We start from the raw sequence: 18,572 nt of genomic DNA, 5'->3' as shown, positions 1-18,572 counted from the left end.
CCGCCGTGCCATCGGCTTGTAGTCCACCCGGCTCCTCCAGGAGGCGCTCATGACCCCGGCACGACCTCGACCCACCCGTACGAGACTCGCCCGAGCGGTCGCCTGGGCGGCGAGTCTCCTGCTGGCCTTCGCCCTCGCGCCCGCCGCGGTGTTTCCCACGGAGGCCAAGGCGGACAACCCGATCGTGCAGCACATCTACACCGCCGACCCCGCACCTTTGGTTTATGACGGCCGCGTCTACCTCTACACCGGGCACGACGAGGACAACTCGACGAACTACACCATGAAAGAGTGGCGGGTGTGGTCCACCGCCGACATGGTCAACTGGACCGACCACGGCTCTCCCCTCAGTGTGGCCTCCTTCAGCTGGGCGTCCGCCAACGCCTGGGCGGGCCAAGTCGTCAACCGCAACGGAAAGTTCTACTGGTACGTGCCGACGACGGAGCGCGCGACCGGCCGCATGGCCATCGGCGTGGCAGTGTCGGACAGCCCGACCGGACCGTTCCGCGACGCCCTCGGCCACCCGCTGGTGGGGAACGGCGAGATCGACCCGACCGTCTTCATCGACGACGACGGCCAGGCGTATCTGTACTGGGGCAACCCGAACCTGTGGTACGTCAGGCTGAACCCCGACATGATTTCCTACTCCGGCAGCCCGGCCAAGATCCCGCTCACCACGGCGGGCTTCGGCACACGCACCGGTGATCCCAACCGGCCCACCCTGTTCGAGGAAGGGCCCTGGGTCTACAAGCGAGGCGGCCTGTACTACATCGTGTACGCCGCCAAGTGCTGCTCGGAGTTCATTGCCTACTCCACCGCCCCCGGTCCGACCGGACCGTGGACCTACCGCGGAACGATCATGCCCACGCAGGGCGCCAGCTTCACCAACCACCCGGGCATCGTGGACTTCAAAGGCACTTCCTATTTCTTCTACCACAACGGCGCGCTTCCGGGCGGGAGCGGCTACACCCGCTCGGTCGCCGTGGAGAAGTTCTCCTACAAGCCCGACGGCACCATCCCGACGATCAACATGACCAGTACCGGGGCGCCGCAGGTCGGCGCGCTCGACCCCTACATCCGTCAGGAGGCCGAAACGATCGCCTGGGAATCCGGGATCGAGACCGAGCCGTCCAGTGAGGGGGGCATGAACGTGGGGTACACCGAGAACGGCGACTACATCAAGGTCAAGGGTGTCGCGTTCGGCTCGGGCCCGTCTTCCTTCACCGCACGCGTGGCCTCGGCGACCGGCGGCGGTTCCATCGAACTGCGTCTGGGCGGCCCCAACGGAACGGTCGTGGGCCGGTGCGGTGTGCCGAACACCGGCGGCTGGCAGACCTGGACGACGGTGTCCTGCCCGGTCAGCGGCCTCACGGGCACGCAGGACCTGTATCTACGGTTTGCGGGCGGCAGCGGCTACCTGGTCAACGCGGACTGGTGGCGGTTCACCGCCGACGCCACCACTGCCCCGCCGGGGCGGCCAGGCGGGTGATGGCCGACGGGCCGGCGCGGGCCGCGCGACCGCCCCGTCGTGGTGGCGGTGAGCGCGCCGGCCCGCCTGGCCGCGTGCCGCAGGGCCGGCACCGGTTCCGCGGATCAGCCGAAGACTCTGCGCTGGATCTCGCGGCGGTAGTCATCGAGCGTGTTGTCCAGGTGGACCGTGGCGGCCTCGGCCGCCGCCTCCGGGTCGCCCTCCCGGATGGCCCGGTACATGGCGGCGTGCTCCTCCACCGCTTCCGCGGCATGACCGCCGACCGCGCCGTGCAGTCCGATCGTGCTGGACTGACGCTGCAGTCGGCGTGCCTCACGCACCGCCGCGACGAGGAACGGGTTGTGCGCGGCGGTGGCGATGCCGATGTGGAAATCGTCGTCGCCGCGGTCGAACAGCGCGCGCCGGCCCGTCAGGTGTCCCTCGCGGCACATCTCGGCGGCGGCCTCGATGGCGCGCAGCTCGGCCGGAGTGGCCCTGGTGGCGGCCAGCCGGCTCGCCGCGGCCTCCTGTACCCGCCGGAACTCGAAGAGCTGGTAGACGTGTTCCAGGTCGGTCGGCAGGAAGAAGCCCGCCCAGCGTGAGGACCCCAGCAAGCCCTCGTCGTCCGTCACATAGAGCCCGCGCCCCTTCTGTGCGCGCACCCGGCCGATGGCCGAGAGGATCTTCACGGCCTCCCGCACCACCGTGCGACTGGTGCCCAGGCGCGACGCCAAGTCCTTCTCCGTGGGCATCCGCTCGCCCGGCTCCAGTCGCAACTCGGCGATGAGCTCGAGGATCTGCTCGGCAACCAGCTCGTATCCGGGACGGTAGGGACCCGTCGGCCCAGCGTCGCGTGGCTCCTGGGGCGGCTTGCCGTCTGCCGCCGCTACAGACTTCTTGTCCAACGGCTTGCCTCCTTCGACGCGGGGCACATCACTCCGTCGGTGGCTGGTCCCCTGCTCCGGGAGCGTACACCTGCGCTTTTCTCTCCAGATGATGAGTCATACTCATTCGAGATGAAGGGTCACCCAATCTGGGGTATTTAGCAGCAAACCACCTTCCCTATAAGGCACTCAAGCCAATAGGTCTCGTAAATAAGCACGCTCATCCTGTTGACTCACTCAAGTCGACCGGCTCTTATGTGTGACCAAGGCCAGCGCTCCATCCGAGTTGTTCACGAGAGGCTGTCATCCCCGCGGCCCAGCCCTCGGGCCGGGCGAGTGAACCGGACCACCGTCTGCCGGCCGGGCATCCGGCCGGTGGCCACGATGAGCGGAGTCGTTCATGTCAGCGAAGGTCCGCGCGGTCGGCGCGAAGAGATCGGGAAAGCGACGCGGACGCCTCGGGGTCATGGCCGCGGGGGGCGTGCTCGCCCTGGTGGCCGTTGCCGCCTGCGGCAGCGGATCTGCCGGGACCCGGGACGGCTTCCATCCGGTGAAGCAGACGGACGGCACGTTGACGGTGTGGGTCGACTCCACACGCCTGGCGGCTGCGAAACTGTACAAGGCCCGGCATCCCTCGGTGAAGATGGACATCGTCACCTACGACGGGGACGCCAATGGCTCCACCTACCTGCGCACCAAGGTGAGCCTGTTCAACCGCACCCGCCACGGCTGGCCGGACGTGGTCTTCAGCTCCCAGAACAACGAGACGTCCTGGGCCGCGGAGGCGGGTTTCACCGCCCCTCTGGACAAGGGGCTGATCCCCAAGTCCACGCTGGCGGGCTGGGCCAAGGGGGCGAACGACCCGTGCACCGTCGACGGAACGCTCTATTGCCTGCGCAACGACCTGGCGCAGACCGTGCTCTGGTACAACGCCGACCTCATGACGGAGTGGGGATACCAGGTCCCCCGCACGTGGGAGGAGTACGAGGCCCTGGGCGAGAAGGTCGCCGCCGAGCATCCCGGCTACCTGATCGGCTCCGCGGGCGACGCGTTCACACCCGAGATCTATCTGTGGGCGGGCAAGTGCGGAGCCAACCACATCACCGGGCCGAAGGCGGTGACGGTCGATACCGGCGGCGCCAACTGCAGGCGCATGGCCGGCCTCCTGGACACCTTGCTCAAGAACAGGACGTTCTCCTCGAGCAGCGTCTTCAGTTCGGACTTCGACAAGTACGCCGCTGACAAAATCCTCATGATGCCCGGCCCGTCGTGGTATGGCGGCTCGCTGTTCCAGGGATCGTTCAGGACCCCGGCTCATCGGATCGCGGTCGCACCGATGCCTCAGTGGTCCGGGGATTCCCGTCCGTCCGTCGGCAACGTCGGGGGAGGCACATGGCTGCTGTCCGCGCACAGTGCGCACCTGAAGGCGGCGACCGCCTTCCTCACCTGGGTGACCACGTCGGACGACTACCAGGGCAAGAAGGCTCCCGGCTATCCCGCGTACGCGCCCGCGGCCAGCACCTGGCTGGCCCAACAGGCGTCCTCCGGGTACTACGCGAACGACATCACCCGTCCTCTGCGGACCGCGGCCAACCAGGTGTGGCCCGGCTGGGGGTACGGCCAGTTCAGCCAGGAGGCCATCTGGGCGGCGACCGTCACACCGGAGCTGACCGCGGGGAAGAGCGTGGTCTCGGCCCTGCCGGCCTGGGAGCGAGCGATCGTGAACTACGCGCGCGCCGACGGGTACGAGGTGAACCGGTGAGCGCGCCGTCCGCGGACGCCGGCCGGGCTCACCGGCCGATCGCCCGCCGGGTCCGGCCGGCCGGCCGTTCCGGCCACGGTTTCGTCGCGGCGTATGCGGTGCTCCTGGTCGCGTTCGGCGTGGTCCCGACCGTCTACGCGGTCCGCTTCGCCTTCACCGACGCGGGTGGCACCTTCGTGGGCCTGTCGAACTTCGCCACGGCCGCGCGGGACTTCCGGTTCGTCGCCGCCGTCGAGCACGTGGGGATCTATCTGGTGTGCTGGCTCGCCAGTCTGGTGGTGTTCTCCGTAGGCCTGGCTCTGCTGCTGCACCGGCTGGCCGCCCAGGGCATGAGCAAGCTGCTGCGCTTCGTCTACTACCTCCCCGGCGCACTGGCGGGCGCGGCGAGCGTGATGGTCTGGCTGTTTGTGCTCGACCCCGCGGTCAGTCCGGTCGGTTTCCTGCTGCGCGGGCTCGGTTTCTCCACGTTCGCCCAGGTCATCGCCCCCTCGCACCTACCCGTCCTGTTCACCCTGATCGCCTTCTGGACCGGGGCAGGTGGATGGATCATCGTGATGTACGGGGCGCTGAACAACATCTCGCCGGACGTCATGGAAGCGGCACGGATCGATGGCGCGGGGCCCTGGCAGACCGCATGGCGGATCCAGATCCCGCTGCTGCGCAAGTGGATCGTCTACATGGTGATCCTCGCCTTCGCGGGCGGCACCCAGCTCTTCGTCGAGCCGCAGCTCCTGTCGCAGGCCAGCGTCGGCGTCGCCGGACGCGACTACTCGCTCAATCAGCTGTCGTACGACTTCGCCTTCCAGAACAACGACGTGAACACCGCGGCGGCCGTCTCGGTCGAGCTGCTGGTGGTCTCCCTCGTCGTCGCCGCGGTCTTCGTCGCCCGATCGGGGTTCTTCGATGCGGACTGACACCCGGACGACCGCTCCCCCGCTTCCGCCTCCCACGGCGGTACCGCGGCCCCGGGGGAGGCCGCGCCGCGCCACCCGCCGCCTTGGGGTCCAGCCGCTGCCCGCTCTGGTACTCGCGCTGTTCCTGGTCTTCTTCGTGCTTCCCGCGCTGTGGCTGGTGCTGGCCGCCACCAAGACCGACAGCCAGCTGGTGCACAGCAATCCGCTGGCCTTCGGATCCTGGCGGGCGCTGCGGGCGAACTGGCACGCGCTGACGGACTACCAGGACAACGCCGTCTTCCTGTGGCTGCGCAACTCGGCGCTGTACGCGTTCCTCGCCCTGGTCATCACCCTGTGCGTGGCGATCCCCGCGGGCTACGGACTGGCGATGACCGAGTTCCGGGGGCGGCGCACGCTGTTGATCGCCACCCTGGTGGTGATGCTCGTGCCGAACGCCACCCTGGTGGTTCCGCTGTTCTTGGAAGTCAACGCGGTGCATTTGATCGGCTCGATGTGGTCGATCATCCTGCCGTACGCCTTCTATCCCTTCGGCGTGTACCTGACCTACATCTACTTCAGTACCGCACTGCCGCCGGAGCTGCTGGACGCGGCCAGGCTCGACGGCTGCTCCGAGATCGGTGTGTTCCGTCGCGTCGCCCTTCCCCTGGCCGCTCCGGTCGTCGCCCTCGTCGGCTTCTTCAGCTTCGTGGCGAACTGGACGAACTACTTCCTTCCCTACGTCATGCTGCCCGACAGTCGCCAGTTCCCGGTGCAGGTGGGCCTGGGGACGCTGCTGAACGACGTCCCCCAGTTCAACCCCACGGTCGGCTCACTGGCCGTCCAGCGTCCCGAACTGGCACTGGCCACACTGCTGGCCATCACTCCGGTACTGGTCGTCTTCCTCTTCTCCCAACGCTTCCTGGTGGCCGGCATGCTCGCCGGCGCCAGGAAGAACTGAGCCCCCGCGCACGCCGTGTCCGGGTGCCGCCTCGCCTGAATGGAGATCCGATGCGCCCCGTCATCACAGCCTCGGTGCCGTTGCTGGAGCCACCGGGCTGGGCCACCGCGCAGCGGGCGCTCTTCGACCTGCTCGACGAGGCCTGGCGCCGGTTCGCGGCGGACTTCACGGAGGGCGACGGGCGGTTGAAGTACCGCGGCCGGCTGAGTACCCGCGACGGCGCGGACGACTTCTACGAGGCCTTCTTCAACTGGCCACAGCTCTACCTGCTCGGCGGGCACAGCGATCTGCTCGCGGCGTCCGAACGACACTGGGAGGGAGTCACCCGGCAGCTGACCGAGCTGGGCATGCTGAGGGACGAGTTCGAACGGGGTTACGACTGGTTCCACCAGGGCGAGAGCATGCTGGTGTTCTACTTCCTGTGCATGGCCGCTCCCGAGCGCTTCTCCCGGCGGGCGCGCCGCTTCGCGGAGCTGTACGTGGACCCGAAGTACGGCAACTACGACCCCGCACACCGCATCATCCGCCGGCCGCACAACGGCAGCGACCCACGGCGCGAGGGGCTGTTCGACGGCGACGCCTATCCCTGGCTCCCAAGGGAAGCCCGGATGTACGGCTTCCCCCTGGAGTGGACGCTGGAGGCGGGGTCCGACACACCGCCGCAGGGCCGTGACCCGCGGCTGGGCAGAGAAATGCGCCGCAGGATGGGCGAGGGAGACACCGCGGTCAGTCTGGCCGCGACCGGACTGGTCCTCAACGCCCTGATCCTCACCAGGGAGGACCGCTACCGCGACTGGATCGCCGAGTACGTGGGCGCCTGGCGGGAGCGTGCGGCTGCCCGCGGCGGCGTCCTGCCGGACAACGTGGCCCCCGACGGCACGGTGGGCGGACTGCTGGAGGGCCGCTGGTACGGCGGTCACTACGGCTGGTCCTGGCCACACGGGTGGTACAGCGTGGGGCATGCCGCGATCACCGCCGCCCTGGCCGGGGCAGCGGCCACGGGCGACGACTCCTGCCTGGACCTCGTGCGTCCCGCTCTGGACGAGATCATCGCGCAGGGCAAGGTCATGGCCTTCATGGACTCGGACTCCAGCCTGCGGTCCAAATGGAACGTCCAACTGGGCGAGGACGTGGTCACACCCACGCTGCATGTGCCGTTCCGGCACGCGGACCGGGGCTGGTTCGACTACAACCCGATGCTGATGGCCGTCCCGATGGCTCTGTGGCACCACTCCGCCTCGGCCGCGGACAGGGAACGCCTCGAACGGCTCCGCTCCGCCTGCGGCTACGACTGGCGCAAGGTACGCCCCTTCCGCAGCAAGGAGGAGGCCGGGCACGAGGAGCCCTGGTTCGCCTTCCTCTGCGGCGACGACCCCTCCTACCCGGAGCGGATCCTGGCCGCCGCGCAGGCCCAGGTCCGGCACCGGCTCACCCGCATGGAACGCTTCCGCGGCACCGACGTGTCCGAAGCCGACATCCACCTGTGGCAGCAGTCGAACCCGGTCGTCACCGAGGCGCTGGTACAGCTCACCTGGGGCGCGCCACAAGTCGTCTACAACGGCGGCCTGCAACAGGCACGGGTGCGGTACTACGACGCCACCGCCGCACGCCCGGGCCTGCCCCCCTCGGTGGCGGCCCTGGTCTCGCGCATCGACCCGGAGGCCACCGTCGTGGACTTGGTCAACCTCGATCCCCAGGCCCCGCGATCGGTGATCGTGCAGGCCGGGGCCTTCGCCGAACACACCATCCGGGCTGTCCACCACACCGTCTGCGAGGACCCCTCCTGGATCGGCGACCTGTACGACTACGGCCACGGCCGGCCCCCCGTCACATCCGCCACCATCCAGGCCGACGCTCCCTGGCTACAGGTGGACCTGCCCCGTTCCACCCGGATCCGCCTGACACTCCAGCTCGACCTGCGCACCCGGCCGCCGTCCTACCGGACGCCGTTCCGCGGACACGACCCCGGGGCGACGTCATGAACGCGCCTGACCCACTCGCCCCACCACACGGAACGGACCGGCCGTCGATGACCGACTCCACCACGTCAACCCCGGGACCAGTCATGCATCGATATCCAGGAATGGCCCTCGCGGCCCTCGCCGCGGCCGCCACCGCCCTCACCGGCCTCGCCGCGGCTCCCGCGAACGCCTCGGCCGCCCGTGTCGCCACGATCGTCGTCGCCCCCGGGGGCAGCGACCGCAACCAGGGCACGGCAGACCACCCCGTGGCCACCCTCGACCGGGCCCAGCGCCTCGCGCGTGACCTGTCGGACACCTCCGACGTGGTCGTGGAGCTGTCCGGCGGCACCTACCACCTGGCGAAACCCTGGAAGCTCAGCAGCGCCGACTCGGGCCGCAACGGCCACACCGTCACCTGGCGGGCGCAGCCCGGCGAGAGGCCCGTCGTGTCCGGCGGCCGACGGGTGACCGGCTGGCGGCTCGAGAACGCGGCGTCGAACATCTACGTCGCACAGGTGCCGAAGGGCAAGGATTCACGGCAGCTCTATGTGGACGGCACCCTCGCACCCCGCGCCTCGATCACCATCTCGCGCAATGACGTGAAGGTGACGCAGACGGGGCTGACCATCGTCAATCCCGCCCTGAACTACCTCGCCTCACTGCCCCGCCAGGACCGCATCGAAGTGGAGAGCCAGAACTCCTTCACCGACCGGTACGCGCCCGTGCGGAGCATCAGCGGCACCACCATCGCCATGCAGCAACCGGCCTGGAACAACAACAACTGGGGCTACGACACCCTCGCCAAACCCTTCGCCGGCGGCACCCTCCTGCTGGAGAACTCCTCTTCCTTCCTCAAGACCGCGGGCCAGTGGTACCTCGACCCGGACGCGGGCCTCCTCTACTACAAGGCACCCGCCGGCCAGGACCCCAACGACAGGGACATCGAACTGCCGCAGCTCACCTCGCTGCTGCAGATCGGCGGCACCTACGACAACCCGGCCCGGAACATCACCATCGAGGGGGTCCGCTTCGAGTACTCCACCTGGCTCCAGCCGGGCACCTCGACCGGCTACGCCAACCAGCAGAACGGCACCTTCATCGCGTCCGCCTACCCCCAGCCCGCCGACGTCCTCACGTCCTGCCAGTCCGGCTGCCCGCTGTTCGAGGGCGCGCGCAACGGCTGGCACCAGATACCGGCGGCCGTGCAGGTCTCGGCGGCAAGCGACATCACCTTCACCGGGGACACCTTCACCCATCTGGGCCAGGTGGCCCTCGGCATCGGCAACGACGCGAACGCCCACGCCTCCGGTGTCGGCCTCGGCACATCCGGCATCACCGTCCACGGCAACACCTTCGTCGAAGACTCCGGCGCGGGCATCGTGGCCGGCGGTGTGCAGCCCGACGCCCACCACCCGTCACATCCCGCGATGGCCAACAAGGACATCACCATCACGGACAACCTGGTGACAAAGGTCGCCCAGGACTACAAGGACATGTCCGGCATCCTGTCCACCTACGTCACCCACGCGGTGATCGAGCACAACGAGGTCTCCGACCTCGCCTACGACGGCATCGACGTCGGCTGGGGCTGGGGCGCCAACGACCCCGGCGGCAGCACGGACTACAAGAACCGCGGCCTGTACAACTACCAACCGGTCTACACCACGCCGACGACGCTCTCGGACAACGTCGTCCGCTACAACCTCATCCACGGCACCAAGAAGGTCTTCCACGACGGCGGCAGCCTGTACAACCTGTCGGCGAGCCCCGGAACCGTCATGGAGGGCAACTACATCTACGACAACCGCAACACCGTCGGCCTCTACCTGGACGAGGGTTCCCGCCACGTCACCCTGCGGCACAACGTGATCCAGGACGCCGGCGTGTGGGCCTTCACCAACGCCAGCGGAACCAACAACACCAACGACAGCACGTTCTCGGAGAACTGGTACAACACCGGTGCGACCCAGGTGGCGACCGGCGCCCCGCACAACAACGTCCTGAGCGGCAACGTCAAGGTGAGCGACGGGAACTGGCCGCCGGCGGCACGCCAGGTCATGGAACAGGCCGGCATCGAGCCGGGGCTGCGCGCCGACGCCGGGCACTCCGCGTTGGCGCCGAACGGCGCCGCCCCGAAGCACCGGACCTCCTGAATCCCGTTCGGCTGGTTGTGCGGCAGCTTGGCGCCCGGCGGCAGTTCGCCGGACTGGAGCAGCTCCCTGATGCGGGCGATCGCCTTGTCGGTCAAGGACACAGCGGCGCCCCTCGGTCCGCGATCGCGGACCGAGGGGCGCCGGTTGGGTTCGCCCGCCGTCAGCGGAAGCTGAGTCCGGTGGCGGTGGAGAGGTCGCCCAGGTCCACGTACTTGTAGTTGGAGCCCTCCCGGGGCTCACCGTCGTCGCCGGTCACCGTGGGGGTGTCCGGGGCGTCCTGGATCACGGCGAGCCCATGCGGGTATGCCGAACCGAACGACCGGTTGACGATGTCCAGGCTGTCGGTGCCGTCGGCACCGTCGACCGCGCCCTTGCCCGCGACGACCCGGAAGCTCTTCACGAACGGGTTGCCCCTGGCCGGGTCACGGTCGTACATCGCGAAGGTGCTGTCGCCCTGGCTGGAGACGACGACATAGCCACCGCCGCCCGGCCGGTCGAGCAGCGTGATGCCCTCGACGTCCGCGGTGAGGTGGTCCCCGCCGAAGCCGGGGTCCTCGCCGGCGGTGCACTCCCCGGTGGCGGGATCCTGGGTGTACGGGACACCGAAGTCCCTGACCTTGTCGATCAAGGTGGGCTCGCCGGTGAGATCGGCGCGCAACCGCCAGACACCCACGTCTTCCTGGCCTGCGTAGAGCATGCCGTTCGCGGGGTCGACCCGCATGCCCTCGAGGTAGGGCTGCTCGCCCGGCTCCTCGCAGGGGGTCCACGTCTTGCCGTTGGGGAGGGCGAAGGTGCTGGGGAAGCCGATGGTGCGGATCTTGCGGTAGCCGTAGCCGCCGTCCGCTTCCTTCGTCAGCTCCAGCAGGGCGACCTGGTTGGTGGTTTCCTGGGTGACCACGGCGTAGATCCGGCCCGTCTTCTGGTCCTTCCAGGAGGCCAGTCCGTAGGCGGTGGCCTGCTTGTTCACCTCGTCCTGGTCGGCCGAGAAGATGTACGGGGCGGACTTCTCGGCGGTGACGTCCTCGACGGGGTCCTGCGCACGGCTGCCGTCGATGCTGTAGATGACCAGTTTGTCGCGGCCGCGGTCGGTGGCGATGGCCAGGTTGGCGCCGTCGATGACGTCCACGTTGTTGATGCGGCCCGGCTTGTCTTCGGCGCTGGGCGCCTTCGGAGCGGGGAGCGACTGGACCTCGTGTGCCGCGAGGTCGTACACCCGCAGGCCGCCGACCTTCGCGGTGCCCAGTACCAGGCTCTTGGTCGGGTCGTCGGAGTCGCGCCAGATCGCCGGGTCGTCCGCGCTGGCCTCGCCGCCTGCCGCGTCATCGAACAGGCTGGGCGTTTCGGCCTTGGCGGTGACCTCGGCGACCGTCGGGGTGGGGCCCGCCTGAGCGGGCGCGGCGACGGCGGCCATGACCACCGCGGATGCCGTGATCGTCAAGTAGCGCTTATGGAATGCCTTGCGCGCGTGAGACATGAATGCCTTTCCGGGGGGTGGGCGAGGAGAATGCTGTTGTTCTCAGGTGACAGGCGCGTGCAGGCAGGTCGCCCGCACCGTGGGGCCAGCGTGAACGGTAGGGGTGAGCGATGTCAGCGCCTCGACCCGGCCACGCCGTGAGTCAACGGACCGGCTGTGGTCAACGGACCGGCTGTGGTCAACGGACCGGCTGTGGTTCGCCGCACGGGCACACACTTCGCCCGGTACGGGCCGCGTGCCCGGGGCGAGGCTGCTGACCAGTCGTCCGGGTTGGGGCAGCCAATACGGACCAGGCACGGCAAAGCTTCAGGTGTTCGCCACTCCCCCGCCCGCTGCGCGCCATCCAGACAGGGGGTTGATCGCATACCGTTCCGCCCCTCGAATCGATCAACATCCTGGAGGGGATATGAGAAACCGCCTACGGATCGCCGGCCGCGTGGCGGCGGTGGCCATCACGCTGGCGGCAGCAGGGGGAGCCACCGCCGTCCCGGCGGTGGCAGCGCCGACCGCTGTCACCCAAACCGCATCGGCACCGGCGCCGACGGGCCTGACGTACACCTATGACGCGGCGACCGAGCAGGTGACCGTCAGCTGGGACCCGAAGGACTCGGCAGACACGGTGACGACCGGCTACCGCGAGGGGTCCTGCAGCGGTCCCTCGACCGCCGACGGGCCGTGCTTCGTCCGGGCGTCGGGACCGCTGCTGACCGGCAACTCGTTCACGTTCCACCTGGCCGCGGGCCGGACGGTCTACTTCCGGCTGTACGCCGAGAACGCGGCGCACCAGCTCACCGGCTCGGCGATCCTCACCGTCACCACCTGATTCCACCCCAGCCTGATGTCCTGCGTGGGCGGCGGTTGGCCAGCACTCCGACGAAGAGCGGCTGCCGGAGCGCCGAGGCTCCCGGTGACGGCCGCCGCTCACGCTCGCCGCCGGGACGGTCGTCGCTGTTGCCCTGCCGCGCCGCGAGGGCTCAGACCTCGCGGACCAGCCGAGTGCCCGCTGTGCCCGCCGGCTCCCCGTCGAGTGGGCGCTACGCCGGGACCACGTTGCGCGAGTCGTCCAGCCACACCCGTTGTCCGGCAGGCGTCACGGCGTTGTCCAGGCAAGAGCCGGTCCGGCCCGTGCTCTGGCGAAGCCCCGACCTGCTCGCCTCAGCACCAACCCCTTCTGCTCAGCGTGGAATTGAGCTGCCGTCATTCACTTCCGCAGTCGCTGTGCGGACACCCTCAAGCACGATGACTGGGATCTGCCCGCCCTGCCCGGCTACGCCCGCCACTGCGCGATCCTGGAGAACTTCGCGATCACCGACAAATTTTCCGGGCATGCCCGGCTCCGGCGGGGTTGCCCCGAAAGCGGCGCCGGGGCAGGCAAGCCTAGGTGTGCTGTCCGGCGAGGGGATGCCTTCACGTCTCGGCGCGGCGGAACTTACGGTTTGTGGGTTACCCAGAGCAGTTCCGCCGGCCAGCGGTGTGCCCAGTCGGGTGGGTCGGTTTCGTTGTAGCCGTTGAGTGTTCCGAGTTCGGGCCGCGGCTCGATGAGGTCGTCGATGATGAGACCCGCGCCGCGCAGGACCTTGACCCAGTCGCCGTAGGTGAGCTGATAGCTGGTCGCGCCGCCGTCTTCGGCGATGGTGTTCAGCCCGAAGTAGTCCTTTTGCAGCGTCGTGGTCACGCGGCTGGCGGTTTCGTCGTAGCAAGCTTCGAACCATGGGCTGGCGACGTTGAACACCAGGCGCCCGCCTCGGCCCAAGACGCGTGCGGCCTGCGGGACGGCCAGGTGCGGGGGCGCCCAGCTGAGCCCACCGAAGTCGCAGAACACCAGGTCGAAGCTGTCGGCGGCGAAGGGGAGTTGTTCGGCGGCGCCTTGCACTAGCGGGTAGCGGGCCGCTCCCATCGCGCGGGCCGCTGCGGCGAGTTGGGCTTCGGACAGGTCGAGCCCGACCACGGTGGCGCCCTCGGCGGCGAGCGCCCTGGACCACTGGCCGGCGCCGCAGCCGACTTCGAGGATGCGCTTGCCGGTGACGTCGCCCAGGGCGTGCAGGTGCGCGTCGGGGATGGAGTACATGCCCCACAGCCGGGGTGTGGCGCCGATTTGCGGGTCGTGCTCGTGCTGGTAGGCGCTGCTGATCTGGTTCCAGAACCGCCGGTTGGCGGGGATGCTGTCCACGTGCCGACTCCAGCACTGCCTACTGGGGGCAGTCAACACGATTAGGGCACTGGCCGGCCCTCGCCTCGGTCCGGCCCTGGCTCGGCCCATGATCCGCCGGACGAGCCCTAGTTCGCCCACCAGGCTCTCCAGCGCGGCCGAGCCCGCCTCGTAGCCGGCCCTGGCCCGCAGTGACGCCACGATGCAGCGCGCGAACTGCGACCACCGTGAACCAGCCCACCGTCACCGGACACCGGCGCCGGAACAACAGCGCTCCGCACACCGCCGTGATGAGTAGCCAGGACATGACCAGGGAGGGCATCGACTCCCCACCGCGGCTCAGTCGCGACCCCTCGGCGAGCGCCACCAATACGAACACCCCGCCGGCCAGCGCGGCGTCAGCACGAGCGCCACGAGGCAGCCGGAAACGAACCCGGTCGAAGGACAGCACGTCGCCCATTCTGCCCGCGATGCCGATCAAAGGCGGATCAAAGAAGGAGGAACCCCGAGTACGACGCCCTGATCACCGATGGCGTGCGGCCGGTGGGCGAAATGGCGGTACACCGCCGGCCGCAGGGCCTCTTCTCGGTGCGCAGCAGCTCGACGACCTCGGTCTCGATCTCCGCCACGGTCGGTTCATGTTTGGACATGGTCACTCCTCGTGCTGAGGTGAAGTTGATGGCTGGGGCGGCCCAACGCCCCTTCTGGCGGAGCCACCATCCGAGATCATCTGAAGGCAGAATTTAGTCGACACAGACGCTGGGTACGGCGGCGCGGCGGAGCACGTGTCGGAAGCAACGCGTTCCGGCAGGGTAGTGGGCGAGCACGGCCTGGAAGTCCGGGTCGGAGAGGGCGTCCCGCAGGGCACCCGCGGTCTCCCAGACAGCCAGGTCGACCAGAACGTTGCTGCTCTCGATGCCCCGGTAGAGCTGGGCCTGAATGAACCCGCTGCGGCCCTTCAGGTACACACCGGTCTTCTGGTACGCGTGGATGGCCTGGCCGACCGCGCCATCCGGAACGACGAAGATGTCCATCAGCGTGAAGGCACCATGGGTGGCCCGGAGCTGCTCGGCGAGCGGAACGTCAGGACACATTCAGCGGTTTTCCTCATCGTATGGCGATCGAAACCGGTCGACCGGCGAACCGTTCGGGTGTGCACAGATGCGCGCAACGTGCTCTTGGGACTGACGACGCGCATCCGACGTGGCGCGATGTCCCAGAGCCCCGCGAGGGATGCCTGCGTGTGAGCGTTGAGCACGAGCTCGGCCGCGGGGTTGTCGGCCAATAGCTTGCCGAGGCGTTCGCCGTCCACGTGGTCCGCGTGCGCGTGTGTGAGGAAGGAAGCGAATGATGTCGTCACCGGTCGAGAGTTCCACCAGCACGCACGCGTGCCCGTAATGCGTCAGCTCCATCGTGGGATTCCTTGCCAGCGGTCCACTACGGGTGGACGATCGTCATCCACATGGGCTTCGTGCGCCGCTGCATCTCCTGGATCGCCGTGATGGTCTCGGCGAGCGTGAAGTGGTGCGTGATCAGGTCGTCGACGTTGACGGCACCGATCTCGAGTAGCTTCAGCACGTCCACGACGTCGTTGCGCGTATTGCCTTTGGTACCGACGAATCGCCAGCAGTTGCCCATGATCGCGACCGGCGGGATCGGCACCGGGACGGTGTTGCCGCCCATGTGCGCCACAACGCCGCCCGTGGCCAAGGACGCCATGGCGTGAGCGGTGATCGGGCCGGCCGGCACGTAGTCGAGGACAGCGTCGACGCCCTGCGGAACCAGACGCCGGATCGCGCGGGTGAGGCCACTGTCGGCCTCCCAGCCCTCGGGCAGGTTCTCGGTCGCGATGGAGTCGACGGGGATGCCGTCGGCCTCCGCCAGCTTCTCGACGTCCCTTAGACGTTCGGCACTGCGGCCCACCAAGATGAGCCGGCCAATGCCGAACCGCTTGGCGAACGTGACGCTCGCGGTGCCCATCGTGCCGGTCGCCGCGGTGATGACCACGGTCGCAGCCTGTGGCAGGTGGCACTCCTTCAGTATGCGGACGGCGTTACCCAGGTCGTGGACCTTCGCGCCGACGTCGAAGCTGACGTTGGCGGGCAAGCTGTCGAGCAGCCAGAACGGGACGCGAACGTACTCGGCCAGCCCTCCGTCGTGGTAGCGCTCGTACAGCGGCAGCGGACCGTCGCTGAACGCCGCGTGGCCGATCACCGCGTACTGAGCGCACATGTTCTCGCGGTCGGAACGGCAGTAGACACAGCGGCCACACGTGAGCTGGGGGTGGACCCGGACGCGCTCGCCTCCAGTGAAGCCCGGTACGTCGGGGCCAACGTCCGAAACGGTGCCTGCCATCTCGTGCCCGAGGATCGTTGGCAGCTGCTTGAAGGCCCCCATCGTGAGCAGCGACATCATCCCGGGGAGCGAGGCCGGCGGACTCGACCTTGACGATCACTTCGCCGGAAGTCGGCTCGGGAACCGGCACTTCCTCGACGACAAGGGCACTCTCGGCGTCGTAGGCCCGCGCTGCGAGCATTGTGCTCATGCCTGGCTCCTTTCCACGGCTGCGGCCAGCCGCTCGGGTGAGTAGGGATCCGCAGTGCGCGTGCTTTCGATGACCTGCGGAAGTTCGAGGTGCGACAAGAGCGAGAGGTGGGTCGACCGCTCGTGCGGGATGCCGGCGTGGGCCAGGCCGAGCGGAATCCGCACGAAGTCGCCCGGATGCAGGTCGACGATGCCCCGCTGGGTCGCGAGGGTGCGGGTTCCGGAGACCTGGTATTGGATCTCGTCGGCGTCGAGCGTCCGCCGGTAGCGCCGGCTCCCGTCACCGGTCGTCGTGTTGACGTATCCGAGTCGAATCGTCGGTGTGGCGTAGATCCACGTGGTGCCGACACCGCCACCGATCGAATGCACCCGCATCCGCTCGGGCTCGGCGTGCACGCGCTCAAGGAGCAACGTCTCGCCCGCGGGGAACACCGCGATGTCGTGGCCGACCGTCCCCATGCACTGGGTGACGGCCTCATTGACCTCGCCCGGCTCCCAACCGGGGAACGGCGGCATCACCGGCTGCGACGTGCGGACCGGCTCAACCAGCTCGTCGACCGGTGCGGGCAGGTAGAACAGGAGGTGGCTCTCCTTGCGGCCTTAGTTGTCGTGGCCGACCCCGCGCGGGATCCGGGAGAACTCGCCCGGCCGGTGTTCGATGACCCCGAGCTCGGTCATCAGCGTCCGTTCACCATCGATCTGGTACGAGATCTCATCGACATCGCAGTTGCGGTGGTAGAACGGCTGACGGCCGTTCATGACCTGCCACTCGACCAGGAGCTGGGCGTTCTCGTATACACCGCGCGGGGGCGCGAACTTCTGCTCGACGTACTTCTGCGGGAAGTGAACGACGGGCAGGAGCTCGTGATCATTCCACAGCTTGATCGGTAGCTTGCTCGGGTAGGGAGACGCCAGCAGCAGATGCTCGTCACGATCGATGCTGCGCAGTGGCTGATCGGATCTGATGACCATCACGTCTTCGATGCCCCTCATGGAGACCTCCTCGTCTCGGAATATGGGCGGTTCCACGGCGGCATCCCCCGTGGCGCCGGACAACGCTCCGATGTGGCAAATCCGCGATTCGGTGCCGGGTGCGCGTGCCACGCCTCCAAGACCCCGCCGGAGCCTTCGGGGATCCCGAAGCGGAGCGGGACGAGGCACGCGACCCGTTGGACCTCTACGTCGAGCACGGCGGCAACTTCATCGACACCGCCAACACCTACACCAATGGCAGTTCCGAGCGCCTGCTGGGCGAGTCCACCCGCGGCAACCGCGAAAGTCTGGTGTCGCGCATGCAGGCGATCACCCGCAAGAGTTACGCCCGCACCCCCGTGTAACTGGAGGATGATCCGGGCGCCCTGAACGTCGACATCCTCCCAACCGTCCTCGGGGTGATCTCGGCATGGCCTAGGAGGACTCCGCCAGGTGTGTACCGCGCACCACGTACTCCCACCCGGCTTTTATGGCCAGCACCACGGCGAGGGTGATGGCATCACTCGACGTCGGCCGCGACGGCTGGGCTGAGATCTGACCCGGGACGGGCGCCGAGCGACTGGGCACCCGTCGGCGCGAACTGACCGTCGTCGACGAAGCGTGACAGCGGGTCCCGGTCGTGGCACGCGCCGGCCTCGCGTCGCGCAGTAGGCACCGCGTGGTCGCCATCGGTGACGCGTCCAACGAAATCAGCCGCCTCCGGGCCTCCCCGATGTCGGACCACTCCGCACCGCATCGTCACTCACGCCGGCACCGGAGGCCGACGCCTCGTTGTGCTCGCGAAGCATGGGCGCTACTGCGCTAGGTTTCAGCGTGACCGAGCCGTCGATACCCCACTCCCGACGTTGCGCGCATCGATCGCATGGAGCAGCTTCTTGAGCTCATGTCGCTCGCCGGGCGCGAGGTGGGTCATCAGACGGTCGTCGGCGACGCGCACCGCTGCTTCGGCCCGCTTGAACAGGGCCCTGCCCTTGGGCGTCAGCCGGGCGGGCAGGCTCCTGCCCGATGACACCGCAGCCGGCCGCTCGATCGCGCCCATCTCCTGGAGATCCCGCACGACCTTGTTCATCGCCTGCGGCGACACGCCGGCATGGCGGGCCAGCTCAGCGTTGGACTGAGACGGAAACATGGACAAGTTGCGCATGCACACGAACTCCGGCAATCCGATGCCGAGCGGCTGGAGCTCCGCGGCCGCGAGCGGACGCAGTGCAGCCATCACCTGGTAGAGCAGGAAGCCCAGCGGTTGATCTTCATACTCACGCATATCAAGCAGTTTGACACACGTGGGCCTACTGATCACACGGTAGGGCATCACCACTCACCTGCTCCGCAC

At 68.5% G+C, this 18,572-nt stretch carries 17 protein-coding genes and 1 pseudogene; 8 read left to right on the top strand and 10 right to left on the bottom strand.

The genetic code is table 11. The features are described 5' to 3' along the window. The first annotated feature begins 49 nt into the window (after nt 1-49). Nucleotides 50-1,489 carry a glycoside hydrolase family 43 protein gene (locus IEJ02_RS14865; RefSeq protein WP_191065305.1) on the top strand — a complete coding sequence of 480 codons (1,440 nt, stop codon included), beginning with the start codon at nt 50-52 and terminating at the stop codon, nt 1,487-1,489. Nucleotides 1,490-1,593: 104 nt separating this feature from the next. On the opposite strand, the gene IEJ02_RS14860 is transcribed toward IEJ02_RS14865, so the two are convergent. Beyond that, nucleotides 1,594-2,280: a FadR/GntR family transcriptional regulator gene (locus IEJ02_RS14860; RefSeq protein ID WP_137980476.1), complete on the bottom strand. Its 687-nt coding sequence runs from the start codon at nt 2,278-2,280 to the stop codon at nt 1,594-1,596. Nucleotides 2,281-2,818: 538 nt separating this feature from the next. Here IEJ02_RS14860 and IEJ02_RS14855 point away from each other — a divergent pair. The 5 genes from IEJ02_RS14855 to IEJ02_RS14835 all read left to right on the top strand — a co-directional run bounded on the left by IEJ02_RS14855 (nt 2,819) and on the right by IEJ02_RS14835 (nt 10,079). Then, nucleotides 2,819-4,114: an ABC transporter substrate-binding protein gene (locus IEJ02_RS14855; protein WP_370467049.1), complete on the top strand. Its 1,296-nt coding sequence runs from the start codon at nt 2,819-2,821 to the stop codon at nt 4,112-4,114. Continuing rightward, nucleotides 4,111-5,028: a carbohydrate ABC transporter permease gene (locus tag IEJ02_RS14850; RefSeq protein ID WP_191065303.1), complete on the top strand. Its 918-nt coding sequence runs from the start codon at nt 4,111-4,113 to the stop codon at nt 5,026-5,028. The genes IEJ02_RS14855 and IEJ02_RS14850 overlap by 4 nt, the downstream gene beginning before the upstream one ends. After that, nucleotides 5,018-5,965 (top strand): carbohydrate ABC transporter permease, encoded by a 948-nt coding sequence (locus IEJ02_RS14845; RefSeq protein WP_191065302.1) that lies wholly within the window; start codon nt 5,018-5,020, stop codon nt 5,963-5,965. Before IEJ02_RS14850 ends, IEJ02_RS14845 begins: the two co-directional genes overlap by 11 nt. A 50-nt stretch (nt 5,966-6,015) precedes the next feature. Further along, nucleotides 6,016-7,947, top strand: a complete 1,932-nt coding sequence (locus IEJ02_RS14840) for a DUF8034 domain-containing protein (protein WP_191065301.1) — start codon at nt 6,016-6,018, stop codon at nt 7,945-7,947. Between the two features lie 83 nt (nt 7,948-8,030). Further along, the gene (locus tag IEJ02_RS14835; RefSeq protein ID WP_223863837.1) at nt 8,031-10,079 is read left to right on the top strand and encodes a right-handed parallel beta-helix repeat-containing protein; all 2,049 of its coding nucleotides are present in this window, start codon (nt 8,031-8,033) and stop codon (nt 10,077-10,079) included. A 20-nt stretch (nt 10,080-10,099) separates the two neighbouring features. On the opposite strand, the pseudogene IEJ02_RS48540 reads toward IEJ02_RS14835, so the two are convergent. Together IEJ02_RS48540 and IEJ02_RS14830 are read right to left on the bottom strand one after the other, a co-directional pair. After that, nucleotides 10,100-10,180, bottom strand: a pseudogene (locus tag IEJ02_RS48540) (GntR family transcriptional regulator); the annotation flags it as partial. Between the two features lie 59 nt (nt 10,181-10,239). Beyond that, nucleotides 10,240-11,517 (bottom strand): phytase, encoded by a 1,278-nt coding sequence (locus IEJ02_RS14830; RefSeq protein ID WP_223863836.1) that lies wholly within the window; start codon nt 11,515-11,517, stop codon nt 10,240-10,242. Between the two features lie 442 nt (nt 11,518-11,959). On the opposite strand from IEJ02_RS14830, the gene IEJ02_RS14825 reads away from it, so the two are divergent. Further along, entirely contained in the window at nt 11,960-12,376 is a 417-nt protein-coding gene (locus tag IEJ02_RS14825; RefSeq protein WP_191065298.1) for a hypothetical protein, read from the top strand. A 606-nt stretch (nt 12,377-12,982) separates the two neighbouring features. Here IEJ02_RS14825 and IEJ02_RS14820 read toward each other — a convergent pair. From IEJ02_RS14820 to IEJ02_RS48530, 6 genes are all read right to left on the bottom strand, one after another. Next, nucleotides 12,983-13,723 (bottom strand): class I SAM-dependent methyltransferase, encoded by a 741-nt coding sequence (locus IEJ02_RS14820; RefSeq protein ID WP_191065297.1) that lies wholly within the window; start codon nt 13,721-13,723, stop codon nt 12,983-12,985. Between the two features lie 467 nt (nt 13,724-14,190). Further along, entirely contained in the window at nt 14,191-14,352 is a 162-nt protein-coding gene (locus IEJ02_RS14815) for a hypothetical protein (RefSeq protein WP_191065296.1), read from the bottom strand. 93 nt (nt 14,353-14,445) lie between these two features. Beyond that, nucleotides 14,446-14,796 (bottom strand): antibiotic biosynthesis monooxygenase family protein, encoded by a 351-nt coding sequence (locus IEJ02_RS14810; RefSeq protein ID WP_191065295.1) that lies wholly within the window; start codon nt 14,794-14,796, stop codon nt 14,446-14,448. Between the two features lie 343 nt (nt 14,797-15,139). Beyond that, on the bottom strand, nt 15,140-16,117 hold the full coding sequence (locus IEJ02_RS14805) for a zinc-dependent alcohol dehydrogenase (protein WP_223863834.1): 978 nt from the start codon (nt 16,115-16,117) through the stop codon (nt 15,140-15,142). Nucleotides 16,118-16,243: 126 nt separating this feature from the next. Continuing rightward, nucleotides 16,244-16,765, bottom strand: a complete 522-nt coding sequence (locus tag IEJ02_RS48535) for a hypothetical protein (RefSeq protein ID WP_223863833.1) — start codon at nt 16,763-16,765, stop codon at nt 16,244-16,246. Nucleotides 16,766-16,846: 81 nt separating this feature from the next. Beyond that, nucleotides 16,847-17,239, bottom strand: a complete 393-nt coding sequence (locus IEJ02_RS48530; RefSeq protein WP_223863832.1) for a hypothetical protein — start codon at nt 17,237-17,239, stop codon at nt 16,847-16,849. 104 nt (nt 17,240-17,343) lie between these two features. On the opposite strand from IEJ02_RS48530, the gene IEJ02_RS14795 reads away from it, so the two are divergent. Beyond that, nucleotides 17,344-17,583 carry an aldo/keto reductase gene (locus IEJ02_RS14795; RefSeq protein ID WP_370467043.1) on the top strand — a complete coding sequence of 80 codons (240 nt, stop codon included), beginning with the start codon at nt 17,344-17,346 and terminating at the stop codon, nt 17,581-17,583. Between the two features lie 464 nt (nt 17,584-18,047). On the opposite strand, the gene IEJ02_RS14790 is transcribed toward IEJ02_RS14795, so the two are convergent. Then, on the bottom strand, nt 18,048-18,503 hold the full coding sequence (locus IEJ02_RS14790) for a MarR family winged helix-turn-helix transcriptional regulator (protein ID WP_191065294.1): 456 nt from the start codon (nt 18,501-18,503) through the stop codon (nt 18,048-18,050). Between the last annotated feature and the right edge of the window lie 69 nt (nt 18,504-18,572).

Source organism: Streptomyces sp. 5-10 (assembly GCF_014712245.1).
GTDB lineage: Bacteria > Actinomycetota > Actinomycetes > Streptomycetales > Streptomycetaceae > Streptomyces > Streptomyces violaceusniger.
This window is presented reverse-complemented; position numbering and strand designations above follow the sequence as displayed.

Bases quoted from the DNA above. Each gene is read 5' to 3' on its own strand.
- IEJ02_RS14865 (WP_191065305.1), top strand. From the start codon at position 50: ATGACCCCGGCACGACCTCGACCCACCCGTACGAGACTCGCCCGAGCG.
- IEJ02_RS14855 (WP_370467049.1), top strand. From the start codon at position 2,819: ATGGCCGCGGGGGGCGTGCTCGCCCTGGTGGCCGTTGCCGCCTGCGGC.
- IEJ02_RS14845 (WP_191065302.1), top strand. From the start codon at position 5,018: ATGCGGACTGACACCCGGACGACCGCTCCCCCGCTTCCGCCTCCCACG.
- IEJ02_RS14840 (WP_191065301.1), top strand. From the start codon at position 6,016: ATGCGCCCCGTCATCACAGCCTCGGTGCCGTTGCTGGAGCCACCGGGC.
- IEJ02_RS14835 (WP_223863837.1), top strand. From the start codon at position 8,031: ATGCATCGATATCCAGGAATGGCCCTCGCGGCCCTCGCCGCGGCCGCC.
- IEJ02_RS14825 (WP_191065298.1), top strand. From the start codon at position 11,960: ATGAGAAACCGCCTACGGATCGCCGGCCGCGTGGCGGCGGTGGCCATC.
- IEJ02_RS14815 (WP_191065296.1), bottom strand. From the start codon at position 14,352: ATGTCCAAACATGAACCGACCGTGGCGGAGATCGAGACCGAGGTCGTC.
- IEJ02_RS14810 (WP_191065295.1), bottom strand. From the start codon at position 14,796: ATGTGTCCTGACGTTCCGCTCGCCGAGCAGCTCCGGGCCACCCATGGT.
- IEJ02_RS14805 (WP_223863834.1), bottom strand. From the start codon at position 16,117: ATGATGTCGCTGCTCACGATGGGGGCCTTCAAGCAGCTGCCAACGATC.
- IEJ02_RS48530 (WP_223863832.1), bottom strand. From the start codon at position 17,239: ATGAGGGGCATCGAAGACGTGATGGTCATCAGATCCGATCAGCCACTG.
- IEJ02_RS14790 (WP_191065294.1), bottom strand. From the start codon at position 18,503: ATGCGTGAGTATGAAGATCAACCGCTGGGCTTCCTGCTCTACCAGGTG.